Source organism: Mitsuaria sp. BK041 (assembly GCF_014193085.1).
Lineage (GTDB): Bacteria > Pseudomonadota > Gammaproteobacteria > Burkholderiales > Burkholderiaceae_C > Roseateles.
On record NZ_JACHYT010000001.1, the window covers coordinates 3,062,341 to 3,076,455 of the forward strand.

A 14,115-nucleotide genomic window follows, 5' to 3' on the forward strand; every position below is an offset into this window, starting at 1 on the left:
TCAGGCCCTCAGCCCTCCGACCATCAAGCCGGGAACACGCCGGTCGACAGGTAGCGGTCGCCGCGGTCGCAGACGACGAACACGATCGTCGCGTTGCTCACCTGGCGCGCGATCTGCATCGCTACCCAGCAGGCGCCCGCGGCCGAGATGCCGCCGAACAGGCCTTCCTCGCGGGCCAGCCGGCGGGCCATGTCCTCGGCATCGGACTGGCCGACCAGCACCAGCTCGTCCACCGTTTCCGGGCGGTAGATCTTGGGCAGGTAGGCCGGCGGCCACTTGCGGATGCCGGGGATGCGCGAGCCTTCCGCCGGCTGCGCGCCGACGATGCGCACGTCCGGGTTCTGCTCCTTCAGGAAGCGCGACACGCCGGTGATGGTGCCGGTCGTGCCCATCGCGCTGACGAAGTGGGTGACGCGGCCGCCGGTGTCGCGCCAGATCTCGGGACCGGTGGTCTCGTAATGGATGCGGGGGTTGTCGCCATTGGCGAATTGATCGAGCACGCGGCCCTTGCCGTCGCGCTGCATCTGCTCGGCCAGGTCGCGGGCGTATTCCATGCCGCCGGAGCGCGGCGTCAGGATCAGCTCGGCGCCGAAGGCCTTCATCGTCTGGGCGCGCTCGACCGACAGGTCCTCCGGCATGATCAGCACCATCCGGTAGCCGCGGATCGCCGCGGCCATCGCCAGCGCGATGCCGGTGTTGCCGGAGGTCGCCTCGATGAGCGTGTCGCCGGGCTTGATCTCGCCGCGCTCCTCGGCGCGCCGGATCATGCTGATGGCCGGACGATCCTTGACCGAGCCCGCCGGGTTGTTGCCCTCCAGCTTGGCCAGCAGCACATTGCCGCGCGCGGCCAGCGCCGGGCCCAGCACGCGTTGCAGCCGCACCAGCGGCGTGTGGCCGATGACGTCTTCCAGGGTCGGATAGCTCGTGGGATCGAAGGCGCTTGCATCACTCATAGCCGCGCATTCTCTCAGTCGGCGTATGGCTGTGGTGGCATAATGCCTTTTCTTTCGCGGCCCCTCTGGCTCTGTCCACGACGAAGCTTCAGTTGATGGCCCGCACAGCGGCCCCAGCGTCGATCCGACCGGGGCCGCGTTGCTGATGACGCCCGGATGGCGAAATCGGTAGACGCAGGGGACTCAAAATCCCCCGCCGCAAGGCGTGTCGGTTCGAGTCCGACTCCGGGCACCACTCTGGAAAGTGGTCAGCTCTCGTCTCAGCAACGCCCCATCGTTCCGCATTCGTTCCGCATTCGCGGCTCGGCGTCGCCGCGCCCCCCGCGACATCGGCGCGGCCGTCGCTCGCACTGCGGTCGCGCCGATGGGGGCCAGTGCTTGCCCTCATCAAGCTTGGATACACTCGCCCGATCGTCCTGCCCCCAACGACGGGGGTCAGGATTCGCCGGTGGCGCCGCAGGGCGCCTTTCCTTTGTCTCCCCCCGAAGACGCGCCGCGATGCCATTCATTCCACCGGTCACCAAGGCCTTCATGCTGATCTGCGTGGGCCTGTTCTGCCTGCCCATCGTCGTGCCCTCGCTGGCGATGCTGAACTTCCAGATGGCGCTGTGGCCGCTGAACACCGGCCGCTTCGAGCCCTGGCAGCCGCTGACCTACGCCTTCCTGCACGGCGACGCCTGGCACCTGTTCTTCAACATGCTGGGCCTGTGGATGTTCGGCTCGGAGCTGGAAGCGCTGTGGGGCGGCAAGCGCTACGCGCAGTTGCTGGTGGCCAGCGCGCTGACGGCCGCCGCCGCCCAGCTCGTGTTCACGCTGCTGATCGGCTCGGGCGCGCCGACGGTGGGCGCCTCGGGCGCGCTCTTCGGCCTGCTGCTGTCCTACGGCTTGATGTTCCCGGACCGGATCATCATGCCGCTCTTCCCCCCGATTCCGATGAAGGCCAAGGTCTTCGTCGCCATCTTCGGCGCGATCGAGCTGGTGCTCGGCATCACGAGCTCCAGCGGCATCGCCCACTTCGCCCACCTGGGCGGCATGCTGGGCGCCTGGCTGATGGTGAACTACTGGCGCGGCGGACGGCGGCGCTGAAGCCGGCCGGGACGCTCAGCCCTCGGCGACTCCCCCGCGGCGGTCAGCGCTCGACCGCCAGCAGGCCCTCGCGCGGCGTCGGATAACGCAGCCGCAGGCGCAGTTCGCGCTTGAGCCGGCGGTTGTCCATCCGGCGCGATTCATTCATGAAGCTCATCTGCATCGGCGAGAACACCGCCGATGCCTGCGCGCGCGCGACCCGCGCCGGCGGCGCCAAACCGCACAGCGCGGCGGCCAGGTCGAAGTAGTCGCCCATCAGCAGCTCGCTGTCGTCGCTCGCGTGGATCACCCGCAGCGCCGGCCCGCGCATCAGCGCCAGCAGGCAGGCGCGCGCCAGGTCATCGGCCTGGATGTGATTGGTGTAGACGTCGTCCTCGCGCGCCAGCACCGGCAGGCCCTTGCCCAGCCGCTCGCGCGGATGCCCGCCGGCGCGGTCGAACGCATAGATACCGGGCACCCGCAGGATCGTCACCGGACAGCCGGTCACCCGCCCCCACTGGCGCAGCTGCGACTCGGCATCGACGCGGCGCCAGGCGCGCTCGTTGGACGGATTCGGACGGCGCGTCTCATCGATGCGCGTGCCGCCGCAGTCGCCGTAGACGCCGCTGGTGCTGGCATAGACCAGGTGCCGCGGCGCCCCCGAGCGCGACAGCGCCTGCAGCAGGCGTCGCGTGCGTTCGTCGGTGCGCCCCTGCGCGGCCGGCGGCGCCAGGTGCAGCACCCGGTCCGCCAGGCCGGCGAGGCGGCCGAGCGTCGCCGCGTCGTCCAGGTCGCCGATCAGCGGGATCGCGCCCGCGGCGTGCAGCGCGTCGACGCGCGCGGCGCTGCTGGTCAGCGCGAAGACGGTCCAGCGCCCGGCCAGCAGCCGCAGCACGCGCAGGCCGACGTCGCCACAACCGACGATCAACAGGCGGCCGCGGCGGGCGCGACGGGGAGCGGCGGACGAAGCGGACGGGGAACCAGGCATGACGAGGGGCGCTGCGAGGCTGGGGCAAAATGGCGGGCCAGTTTACGGCTGGCACGGCTCGCGCCCCGGTTTCCGGACCGCGCGGGCCGTGTCGCTTCCGCCGCCTTCCTTTCCCTCTCGACATGACGCGGGTCCGCCCGCGCCGCCCCGCACCATGAGCTTCCAGGTCACCGTCCTGCCCGCCGGCCGCAACTTCACCGTCGACGACGACGAAACCGTGCTGGCCGCCGCCATCCGCCAGGGCATCGGCCTGCCCTACGGCTGCAAGGACGGCGCCTGCGGTTCCTGCAAGAGCAAGCTGGTCGAGGGCCAGGTCGTGCATGGCGAGCACCAGTCCAAGGCGCTGCCGCCGGCCGAGGAGGCCGCCGGCATGATCCTCACCTGCTGCGCCAGACCGCAGACCGATTGCGTCGTCGAGGCCCGCACGGTGCCCGGCGCCGGCGAGTTCCCGGTGCTCAAGCTGCCCAGCCGCGTGATCACTATCGAGAAGCCGGCCGGCGACGTCGCCGTCGTCCGGCTGCAGCTGCCGGCCAACCAGAACCTGCAATACCGCGCCGGCCAGTACGTCGAGTTCATCCTGCGCGACGGCGCCCGCCGCAGCTACTCGATGGCCAACGCGCCGAGCCGCCTGGGCACCCCGCCGGCCATCGAGCTGCACATCCGCCACATGCCCGGCGGCAAGTTCACCGACCACGTCTTCGGCGCGCTCAAGGAAAAGGACATCCTTCGCATGGAAGGCCCCTTCGGCAGCTTCTTCCTGCGCGAGGACAGCGACAAGCCGATCGTGCTGCTGGCCTCGGGCACCGGCTTCGCGCCGATCAAGGCGATCCTGGAGCGCATCCAGGACCAGGGCATCACCCGCCCGGTGACGCTGTACTGGGGCGCGCGCGGCCAGGCCGACCTCTACCTGCACGACTGGGCGGTCCAGGCCGCCGCGGCGATGCCCACGCTGAGCTACGTGCCGGTGCTGTCCGAGCCCAGGGCCGAGGACGGCTGGACCGGTCGCACCGGATTCGTCCACCAGGCCGTGATGGCCGACCTGCCGGACCTCTCGCGCCACCAGGTCTACGCCTGCGGCGCGCCCGTCATGGTGGAGTCGGCGCAGCGCGACTTCGTCGCCCGCTGCGGCCTGCCGGCGGAAGAGTTCTACGCCGACGCGTTCACCTCCGAAGCCGACAAGCACGCCGGCTGAGCCGGCGGCAGCGCTTTGCGCACCGCGAATCCCGTGTTGCCGGCGTGACATGCGCCAGGGCGGGTGAGGCGTCCGATACTCGCGGGCATGAAGCATTTCCCGCCGCCCTACTCCAGCGCCGCGCAGTTCGAGCAGCAACTGCAGGACCTCGGTCACACCGTCATCGCGCCGGAGAGCCTGACGCATTGGTTGCACTGCCAGGCGAGTGACCTGCGCGGGCTGCAACCCTTCTGGAACGACCTGCCGCCCGACGCCTACCTGCGCGACGGCGGTCGCTACCGCTTCCGGCGGCACGCGAGCTTCGTCGTCGACGCGCAGGCCGACCCGTCGGTGCGCCTGGCGCCGCACCGCGCGCACTGGCAGCCGGTGGACTACAACGCGCTGCACGGCGGCATCGAACGCTGGTTCGAGCCCATGGAGCCCGCCGCCGTGGGGCTGCCCATCTGGCCGCGCCTGCTGCTGGGCCTGGCGGGGGTGGCCGACCGGCTCAAGGGCGCGCGCCCGTGGTTCGTCGAGGCGCACCAGTTCCGCATCGACACCGCCGGCGGCATCGGCCGCCCGACGCCCGAAGGCGCGCACCGCGACGGCGTGGACCTGGTGGCCGTCTTCATGCTGGCCCGCCATGGCATCAAGGGGGGCGAGTCGCGCGTCTTCGAGGCCGACGGTCCGCGCGGCCAGCGCTTCACGATGATGGAGCCCTGGACGCTGCTGCTGCTCGACGACGAGCGCGTCATCCACGAGACCACCCCCATCCAGCCGATGGAGCCCACCCATCCGGGCCACCGCGACACCCTGGTGGTGACCCTGCGCGCCGACGCCTTCATGGGCCGCTGAGCCACCCACTCCCTTCTTTTTGCTAGCCCGCCGGCGCCCGGTGCCCTGCATCGCGCGCCGGCTTTCGTTCGTCCGCGAAAAGCCGCGAATCGCCGATGGTGTCTGGCTTCGCGGAGGGTGGGCGCGCCCGACGCCAAGCCAATCGGCGCCGGGATTTGCTGGAATACCCACTCAAATTAACTAGCAAACATTAGTAGTTTCTCAACGCGTCAATAACATATTCAGGCGCCCCACCCATTCGGGTGATTGGCCTCAACAAAATCACCAGAATCAAGACACTTGAATCCCTTGAATTGATCAATCGATGATCGGTTCGGCCGCCGCCGAAACACATTGACGGAATCGACATCCAGAGCCCCCTCCGCTTCCTAAACTGCCCTGGCGAATTGAGATTTTCACCGTGACCCAGCAGTCCGCCGGGCCAGTTTCCAGGGAGTTTTCATGCGGTCGATCAATCACCACTGGCTGCGGCCGATACTGGCCTTTGGCATCGGCGGCGCCATTCAAATGGGCGCCCTGGCGGAAACCCCGCCGGATTGCACGACCACGATCGACGCCCAAACCCTGGTCACGCTGAGCGCCGCCGTCGACAGCGCCCTGTGCCGGGATACCCGCACCGCCACGGCCTGGGTTTCCATCAAGGCGCAGAAAATCCAGCTGGCCGCGGCCAAGGCGGCTTATCTCCCGACGGTCAATGCCTCGCTGACGGCGCAAAGCAATACCAGCCAGAGTGCCCAGTCGCCGGGCGGCAACCAGCGCGTCACCGGCTACAGCAGTTATCTCGGCCTGAGCTGGCGACTCTTCGACTTCGGCGAGCGCGCCGCCCGCGAGGAAATGGCCGAACGCCTGCTGACCGCAGCCACCAGCACCTACGACGACGCCGTGCGCCGGACCGTCTCCGACACCATCCAGGCCTATTTCTCCGCCCTGCAGGCGAGCGCCACGCTGGGCGCGCGCCAGCAGTCGGTGGCGCTGGCGCAGCGCACCCGCGACGCCGCCCGCGACCGGGAGCAGAAGGGCGCCGCCAGTCGCGCCGACACCCTGCAGGCCGAGGCCTCGCTGGCCCGCGCGCGCTTGAACCTGCAGCGCGCCAAGGCGGAGCTGGACAAGGCCACCGCGGTGCTGGTCCAGACCATGGGCGTGCCGGCCGGCACGGCGCTGCGCCTCCCCGACAAGAGCCCCATCCCGTCGCGCGCCGAATTGCCCGACCTGGGCCAGCTGCTGGATGAGGCCAGGACCCACCACCCGGCCATCCTCGCCGCCCGCTATCAGCGCGACGCGAGCCAGGCCGGCGTCGCCGCCGCCCGGGCGGCCGGGCGCCCCACCATCGACTTCACCGCGGCCAACTACCGCAATGGTTATCCGAACCAGAGCGTCCAGGCCTCGCGCTCGAGCACCTTCACCGTCGGCGCCACGATCACGATTCCGCTGTTCGATGGTGATTCCCGTCGCAACAAGATCCAGGAAGCCCAGGCGCAGGCGGAGAAATCCGAACTGCAGGTGACGGACACCGAAAACCGCGTCCTGCTGGAGCTGGTCAAGACCCACGCGGAATTGGCGGCCTCGCTGGACAACATCGACGCCGCGAATCAATTGCTCCAGGCCGCGCAATCGGCCATGGATTCCGCGACGAATCGATATGAACGCGGCGTCTCGGACATCCTGGAACTGATTTCCGCCCAAGGCACCCTGGTCGACGCGCTCGATGCACGAGCCCAGTGCGAATACCAGTGGAACGCGGCCCGGCTGAAATTGATGTCGGACCTCGGCGAAATGAATAGAGACGGCATCGCCGCGCTCGACGGCCCGCTGCCCACCCCCTGATTCCCCCCAAGCCCGCGCGACTCCCGGAAGGACCGAGGAGAAGCGCCCGCTGTTGTCCCGCGGCCGACCTTTTCCGGCCATTCCCACCCTCGAAAGAGCCACCAGCTCACCACACCATGACCACCCTGAATACCCTGACCAAAGCCCAGTTCACCGCCCTGACGGCCGCCCAGATCGCGGCGCTGGCGCCCGCCGACCTCGCCGGCCTGGACATCCCCCACTGCCAATGGCTGACCGGCACCCAGGTCGCCGCCTTCACCGGCGCCATGGTGTCCGCGATGAGCGCGGCCCAGTTGAGCGCCATCGCGCCCCTGAACTATCTGAAGGGCGCGGCGGTCCAGGGCATGACGGCCGATCAGGTGCGAGCGCTGAGCCCCGCCCAGGTCGGCAAGCTGATCAACATCCACTGGCTGGGCGACAGGGCCGCCGCGGCGCTGTCGCCGGAGCAGGTCGCCGCGATCGGCATCGACGGCAAGTACCTGTCGGCGCGCTGGCTCAACGCGCTGTCGCCGCAGGCCTTCGCCGCCATCACGCCGGCCAAGGTCGCGCAATTCACCAGCGCCGCGCTGACCGGGCTGAGCGCCTTCCGCGTCTCGGAGCTGAGCGCCGACGCGGTGGCCGCCCTGAGCGTCGAGCAACTCCTCTCGATCACCTCGCTGGGCAGCCTGGACGCCGGCGTCGCCGGCTTGTCCGCCAGCGCCGTCCGGGCGCTGAGCCCGGAACTCATCAGCGGCATGGCAGGCCTGGATGCCCTGCGTCCGGACGCGGTCGCCGCCTTGTCCGTCGCGCAGGTGGCGGCCATCGATGAGGGCCGCTGGAGCGACTTCTCCGCCGACTGGATCAACGCGTTGTCGAGGGACGCCTTCACCACCGTGCCGGCCGGCGGCCTCGCGCAACTGGGCACCTCGGCCCTGAGCGGCCTGAGCGCCGCCCGCGTCGCGCAGCTGACCGCCGACGCCATCGCCGCGATGAGCGTCGAGCAGATCGTCGCCATCACCGCCCTGGGCGCGCTGGACGCGGGCGCGGCCGGGCTGTCCGCCGACGCCATCCGCGCGCTGAGTCCGGAGGTGATCGGCGGCTTGACCGGCATCGCCGCGCTGCAGCCGGCGGCGATCGGCGCGCTGTCGGCCGCGCAGGTCGCTGCGCTGGACAACGAGCGATGGAGCGAGCTCCCCGCTGAATGGATCAACGCCTTGTCGCGCGAGGTCGTGGGCGGCCTGACGACGGCGCAGATCGCGTCGATCCCGGCCGACGTCGTGCCGGGCCTGAGCACCGCGGTCGTGTCCGCGATGAGCGCGGCCCAGCTGGCCGCGATCCCCTCGCCGTCGCTGTTGTCGCCCGAGGCGGCGGCCATCCGCACCGCGGCGCTGACGACAACGGACTGGAGCAAGGTCACCGCGGACTGGCTCAACACGCAGACGCCCGAGGCGCTCGCCGCGATCGCGCCGGCCGACATCGCCAAGCTGTCGCGCGCCGCCGTGCAGGGCCTGTCGAGGACCGCGCTCGGCAACCTGTCCGGCCCGCAGCAGGCGGCCATCGCCTGCCTGGACGTGCTGTCCACCAGCCAGACGCCGGCCCTGCGTCCCGACGCCGTGGCACTGATGACCCCGCAGCAGATCGGCCAGATCAAGCGCATCGATTACCTGAGCGCCGCTGCCGCGTCGCAGCTGTCGCCCGCCCAGGTGCAGGCGATCACCACCGACTTCTCCCTGATGTCGCCCACCTGGCTGAACGCCCTCACGCTGGACGCCGTGCGCTCGATCTCGACGGTCGGCATGGCGCAGGTGCATCCGCAGAGCTTGAACGCGACCCGCGCCGCCGTCCTGAGCGCCACGCAGACGGCCGCCATTCCCATGCTGAACAGCGTCTCGGCCAGCTGGCTGGCGGCGCTGTCGCCGTCCGCCTTCGCGGCCCTGAGCCCGATGGCGCTCTCCACCTTGTCCGCGACCACGGTCGCCGGACTGAGCGTGGCCCTGGTGTCCGCCATGTCGATCGACCAGCTGGCGGGCCTGGCTTCGCCGTCTTCGCTGTCCGCCGCCGCAGCCCAGATCCGCAACGCCGCGCTGGGCGCGAACGCCGCGATCGACTGGTCGACGATGTCGGCCGCGACCCTGAACGCCATGACGCCCGACCAATTGGCGGCGATCCCGGCAGGCGCCTTCGCCCGGCTGTCCGCGACGACGGTCGCCGGCATGTTGCCGGCCACCGTCACGGCGCTGTCCGCCGCGCAGGTGGGCGCGCTGCGCTGCGCGCCGCAGCTGTCAACCGCCGCGGTGGCCGCGTTGTGCCCCGCTCAAGTGGCCGCCATCCAGCTCGGCTGGTCCGCGGTCAATGCCGACTGGCTCAACGCCTTGTCGCCCGCCTCGATCGCCGCCATCCCTCCCACCGGAATATCCCAGCTCAGCAGCGCTGCCGTCGGCGGCCTGACGCCGACCACGCTCGCCGCCCTGGGCGCGAGCCAGCTCGCTGCCCTGAGCAACATCCAGGCGCTGTCGCCGGCCTGCATCTCCAGCCTGTCGGTGGAGGCCGTCCGCAGCCTGGCACCCGCTCAGCTCGCCCGGCTCTCCAACGCGCTGCTGTTGAGCGCTGACGTCATGGCCACGCTGACCGGCGACCAGATGCGGGCGCTGAATCTCAATTGGGGCAAGGTCAGCGCCACCTGGATCGACACGCTGAGCGTGGAGGCCCTGGGCGCGATCACGCCGCGACAGCTGGCCGGCCTGACGCGCGACGTCATCCCGGCGCTGTCCACCCGGACCGTCTCCCGCTTGAGCCCGGACCAGCTCGCCGGCCTGCCGTCGCTGACGCTGCTGAGCACCGACGCCGTCGCCGCCCTGAGCGCCGCCCAGGTCGCCGCGCTATGCCCACGCCTGGGCGAGGTCTACGCCGACTGGCTGGACAACCTGTCGCATGACGCGCTGCCGGGCCTCGATGCGGCCGCCATCTCGCGCCTGTCGGCCCGGGTGCTGAACGGGCTGGACGCCGACACGCTGCAGTCGCTGTCGACGCGCCAGCTCGCCGCGATCAGCCAGCCCAATGCCCTCGCGCCGAGCGCGCTGTCCAACCTGTCGAGCGCGCAGATCGCCGCCCTGCCGCTGGACGCCGCCCGCATCGATGCCGCCTGGCTGAACGCCTGCCCGGCCTCGGTCATCGCGCTGCTGCCGGCGACGCTGGTGAGCCAGTTGCCCGACGCCACGCTGCGCGGCCTGAGCGCCACCACGCTGGCGTTGATGACGCCCGCCCAGCTGTCCGCGCTGCCGCATCCGGAGCTGCTGGCCGCGACCGTCGTCGCCAGCCTGACGTCGACCCAACTGAGCAGCCTGCGCATCGACTGGACCCGCGTCGACGCGGCCTGGATCAATGCGTTGTCTGGCGAGGCGAAAGCCGCGCTGCCCGCCGCGGCGATCGGCGCGCTGAACGCGACCACGGTGGCCGGCTTGTCGGTCGCCACGATCCTCGCGATGAGCCCGCAGCAGTTGGCATCGCTCGCGACGCCTGACGCGCTGAGCGCCGACGCCGCTTCGGTGCGCGGCCTGCTGCTGGCGACGCCGGACTGGTCGACGGTCAGCGCCGCGACCTTCAACGCGCTGGGCCAGGCGGCGATCGCGATCCTGCCGGCCTCGGCCATCGCGCAGCTGCCGAGCGCCACGGTCCAGGGGCTGAACGCGGCGACCCTCGCCGCGATGAGCGCCACGCAGCTCTCCGTGCTGCCCACGCCCGAGCAACTGGCGCCGAGCGCGCTCGCCGGCCTGAGCGCCGCGCAAGTCGCCGCGCTGCCCATCGCCTGGAACAACGTGACGGCCGACTGGCTCAACGCGCTGCCCGCGAGCGCCATCGCGGCGATCCCGACGGCCTCGATCGGCAAACTGTCCACCGCCATCGCGCCGACGCTGAGCGCCGACGCGGTCCGCGCGATGACTCCAGCACAGGTCGCGGCCCTGCCCGCGCTCAACAGCCTGGCGCTCACCGCCGTCGCCGCGCTGACTCCGGCGCAGACGACCGGCCTGACGGTCCGGATGAATGCCTACAGCGCCGACTGGATCAACGCCCTGTCGCCCGCCGCGATCTCGGCGCTGCCGCCGTCCATCATCGAGCCGCTGTCGGCCGCCGAGGTCGCCCGGCTGTCGCCCGCTTCGGCCGCCGCACTGACGCCCGGCCAGATCAAGGTGATGGACAACGTGTCCCGCTTGTCGCAAGCCGCGGTGGCCGCGCTGACACCGACGCAGACGCCGTGGTTCATGTCCTCGGAATGGAACACGCTGAAGCTCGACGCGCTGTCGCCGGCCGCGCTGGCCGCGATCCCGCCGAGCATCATCGCGGGCCTGTCCACGTCGATGACGCCCAAGCTCACCCCGGCGGTGGTGGGCCGCATGACGCTGGCCCAGATCGCGTCGCTGCCCGCGATCGGCACCTTGCCCGCCGCCACGACCGCGACGCTGACGCCGGCTCAGGCGGGCGCGCTGCTCAACCTGGCCAGCGTCACGCCGGCCTGGCTGGCGGCCCTGTCGCCCACGGCCTTCACGGCACTGGCCCCGGTGGCCCTCGCCACCCTGCCCGCGACGACCGTCGCAGCGCTGACCCCGGCGCAGGTCGCGTCGATGAGCGCTGACCAGTTGAGCGGCCTGCCCTTCGCCGAGCGGCTGTCGGCCGACGCCTCGGCCGCGCGCACCGCGCTGCTGGGCCAGGTGGCCACGATCAACGGCGCCACGTTCACCGCGGACCAGCTCAACGCGATGTCGGCCGAATCGCTGGCCGCGTTGCCGGCCGGCGCTTTCGCGCTCGTGCCGCCGACGGTGATCCAGGCCTTGCTGCCGGCCACGGTGGCCGTGATGACGCCCGCACAGGTCGCGGCGCTGCGCAACCCCGAGATGCTCTCGACCGCCGCCGTCGCCGTGCTGAGCGCCGACCAGGTCAGCGGCATCCGCGCCGGCTGGAACGCCGTCGGCGCGGCGTGGCTGAATGCCCTGTCGCCGGACGCCGTGGCCGCGCTGCCCGGTCAGGCGATGGCCCTGCTTTCCGTCACGGCCGTCAAGGGCCTGTCCGGCTCCACGGTGAGCGCGTTGTCCGCGGCGCAGTGCCGCGCGATGACCAACATCACGTCCATCCCCACCGGCTCGCTCACCGCTACCGCCATCCAGGCGATGACCCCGGCGCAGATCGCCTGCATCGGCAACTTCGACTGGCTGCCGGCGGCCGCGATCGCCGCGCTGTCGCCGGCCCAGGTGCCGGCCATCGCGACCGGCATGAGCTGGATGTCGGCCGCCTGGCTGAACGCGCTGACGCCCGAAGCATTCGCCGCGCTGTCCGCGGCGCAGATGAAGCTGGTGTCCAAGTCGGCCGCGCAGGGATTGGATGCCGCTCATGTCGCGGCACTGAGCCCGGCGCAGCTGGCGGTCTTCACCAACCTGGGCTCGCTGTCCGCCGCCGGCATGACCGGTATGAGCGTGGAACAGGTCGCGAGCCTGTCGCTCCAGCAGATCGCCTCGCTCACCCATGCCGAGGGCTTCTCGGCGGGCGTCGTGGCGTCGCTGAGCGCGGACCAGGTGCGAGCCGTCAATGCGGCCGTCTGGGGCCAAGTGGGTCCGGCCTGGATCAACCACCTGTCGTCCGGCGCGTTCCAGGCCATCCCGATCAGCACCTTCAGCCACCTCGCCGCCCCAGCCCTGCGCGGGCTGTCGGCCGACGCGGTCGGGCGCATGAGCGCCGAGCAGTTCGCGGCCCTGACCAACATCGGCTGGATCCCTGAATCGGCCGTGGGCAGCATCCGCGCCGACCAGATGCGCCTGGTCAAGGACTTCGACACCGTCAGCGCCCGCTGGCTCAACGCCCTCTCGCCCGAGGCCTTCGCCGCCATCCCGGACGAAGGCTTCAACCAGATGTCGCTCGCGGCGCTGCAAGGCCTGGACGGCGCACACCGCGCGATCGCCCAGGGTCGGCTCGACAAGATCCATGCGGGCTACCTGGCGATGGCCTCGTCGGACGCGTCGATCAACTACGACTCGGTGCTGTCGATGCTGGGCAGGATGGTCTCCAGCGTCGGCGCGGACGGCCTGTCCACCGACCAGGTGGGCACGATCAACGCGATGCTGGCTGGCGCCCGCGCCGTCAACGGCGGCACGACCTACGTGTCCTCGCTGCTGTCCAGCATGTTCGACGAGGGCCTGACCGTCGGCACCAGCGCCCAGACCTTCTCGGGCCTGGTCGACAAGTGGTTCCTGGGCACCAACAACCCGACGCTGCGCGACGGCGCCGCCTACATCGACGTCGGCGACAAGGCGCTCTTCGGCGGCACCACCGACATGACCGCCACCACCGTCGGCCAGGGCAGCATCGGTGACTGCGGCCTGATCGCCTCCTTCGTGGAGTTCGCGACCGTCGCCTCCGACCGCTTGAACGGCCTGATCGGCGCCAACGGCAACGGCACCTACGCGGTGAAGTTCTACCGCCAGGGCGTGGACACGCCCTTCTTCGTGACCGTCGACTCCAAGGTCGCGAACTACGGGGTGTCGTCCGGCGCCGGCGCCTGGGCCCGCCTGCTCGAGGAGGCCTACGTCGAGGCGCTGGCCAGCACCAAGGAATGGGGCATCCGCGACAACGACCTGAGCGTGCTGGGCGGCACCGGCAACAACACCGCCACGCGCCGCATGACCGGCGGCGCCCCCAAGCGCTTCGAGACCGCGGCTTCGGCCTACGACTCGATCGTGCAGGCGCTGCGCGATGACGACGGCTACGTGACCTTCACCTCGATGACCAAGAGCTCGACCGATGCGAACGGCCAGGCGCAACTCGTCGGCTCCCATGTCTTCGCGGTGACCGGCATCAACGAGACGAACGGCAACCTGATCATCCGCAACCCGTGGACGTCGAGCCTGACTTTCGAGATGTCGGCGGCCCAGATCGACGCGGTCCCCGGCGCCTGCCACTTCTACGTGACGCAGCTGCCGGGCGACTACGGCTCCGGCGCCGTGCCCACCGAGCCGTCGGTGACGCAGCAGGACGAGGAGGCGGTCTCCCGCGCCGCCCCGGCGCTGGCGCCCGCCCCGACGATCGCGCCGGCCGCGCCGCAGGCCGACCTGTCGAGCCTGGTGCAGGCCATGGCCACCTTCGACGTCACCCCGCCGGCCGCGACCTCGCTGCCGTCGGCGGACGCGATGAAGCCGCAGACGCCGAACCTCGCCACCTCGCATTGAGCGCCACCGTCCGCGCGGGCGGCTTCCACCGCCCGCGCTCCTTCCGCCCCTCGCCGCGCGCCCCGCCGC

At 71.0% G+C, this 14,115-nt stretch carries 7 protein-coding genes and 1 tRNA gene; 6 read left to right on the forward strand and 2 right to left on the reverse strand.

Annotated elements, in window-relative coordinates; all coding sequences use genetic code 11:
* Positions 1-23: 23 nt before the first annotated feature.
* The gene (gene cysM, locus FHT38_RS12945; RefSeq protein WP_091733289.1) at positions 24-953 is read right to left on the reverse strand and encodes a cysteine synthase CysM; all 930 of its coding nucleotides are present in this window, start codon (positions 951-953) and stop codon (positions 24-26) included.
* A 150-nt stretch (positions 954-1,103) separates the two neighbouring features.
* Between cysM and FHT38_RS12950 the strand changes: the two genes are divergently transcribed.
* Positions 1,104-1,188: transfer RNA gene (locus FHT38_RS12950), tRNA-Leu, on the forward strand.
* Positions 1,189-1,451: 263 nt separating this feature from the next.
* A complete protein-coding gene (locus FHT38_RS12955) occupies positions 1,452-2,039 on the forward strand; it encodes a rhomboid family intramembrane serine protease (protein ID WP_091733286.1) in 588 nt (195 codons plus the stop codon).
* A 43-nt stretch (positions 2,040-2,082) separates the two neighbouring features.
* On the opposite strand, the gene FHT38_RS12960 is transcribed toward FHT38_RS12955, so the two are convergent.
* On the reverse strand, positions 2,083-3,006 hold the full coding sequence (locus FHT38_RS12960; protein ID WP_183492016.1) for an NAD-dependent epimerase/dehydratase family protein: 924 nt from the start codon (positions 3,004-3,006) through the stop codon (positions 2,083-2,085).
* 154 nt (positions 3,007-3,160) lie between these two features.
* Here FHT38_RS12960 and FHT38_RS12965 point away from each other — a divergent pair, with 154 nt between their 5' ends.
* The 4 genes from FHT38_RS12965 (at position 3,161) to FHT38_RS12980 (ending at position 14,046) form a co-directional block, all read left to right on the forward strand.
* Entirely contained in the window at positions 3,161-4,198 is a 1,038-nt protein-coding gene (locus tag FHT38_RS12965) for a CDP-6-deoxy-delta-3,4-glucoseen reductase (protein ID WP_091733282.1), read from the forward strand.
* Between the two features lie 87 nt (positions 4,199-4,285).
* Positions 4,286-5,032: a 2OG-Fe dioxygenase family protein gene (locus FHT38_RS12970; protein WP_183492017.1), complete on the forward strand. Its 747-nt coding sequence runs from the start codon at positions 4,286-4,288 to the stop codon at positions 5,030-5,032.
* A 441-nt stretch (positions 5,033-5,473) separates the two neighbouring features.
* Positions 5,474-6,856, forward strand: coding sequence for a TolC family protein (locus FHT38_RS12975; RefSeq protein ID WP_183492018.1), 1,383 nt, complete (start codon positions 5,474-5,476; stop codon positions 6,854-6,856).
* Positions 6,857-6,972: 116 nt separating this feature from the next.
* Positions 6,973-14,046, forward strand: coding sequence for a C2 family cysteine protease (locus tag FHT38_RS12980; protein ID WP_183492019.1), 7,074 nt, complete (start codon positions 6,973-6,975; stop codon positions 14,044-14,046).
* Positions 14,047-14,115 lie beyond the last annotated feature (69 nt).

Coding starts and splice junctions, on each gene's coding strand:
- FHT38_RS12960 (WP_183492016.1), bottom strand. CDS start 3,006: ATGCCTGGTTCCCCGTCCGCTTCGTCCGCCGCTCCCCGTCGCGCCCGC.
- cysM (WP_091733289.1), bottom strand. CDS start 953: ATGAGTGATGCAAGCGCCTTCGATCCCACGAGCTATCCGACCCTGGAA.
- FHT38_RS12955 (WP_091733286.1), top strand. CDS start 1,452: ATGCCATTCATTCCACCGGTCACCAAGGCCTTCATGCTGATCTGCGTG.
- FHT38_RS12965 (WP_091733282.1), top strand. CDS start 3,161: ATGAGCTTCCAGGTCACCGTCCTGCCCGCCGGCCGCAACTTCACCGTC.
- FHT38_RS12970 (WP_183492017.1), top strand. CDS start 4,286: ATGAAGCATTTCCCGCCGCCCTACTCCAGCGCCGCGCAGTTCGAGCAG.
- FHT38_RS12980 (WP_183492019.1), top strand. CDS start 6,973: ATGACCACCCTGAATACCCTGACCAAAGCCCAGTTCACCGCCCTGACG.
- FHT38_RS12975 (WP_183492018.1), top strand. CDS start 5,474: ATGCGGTCGATCAATCACCACTGGCTGCGGCCGATACTGGCCTTTGGC.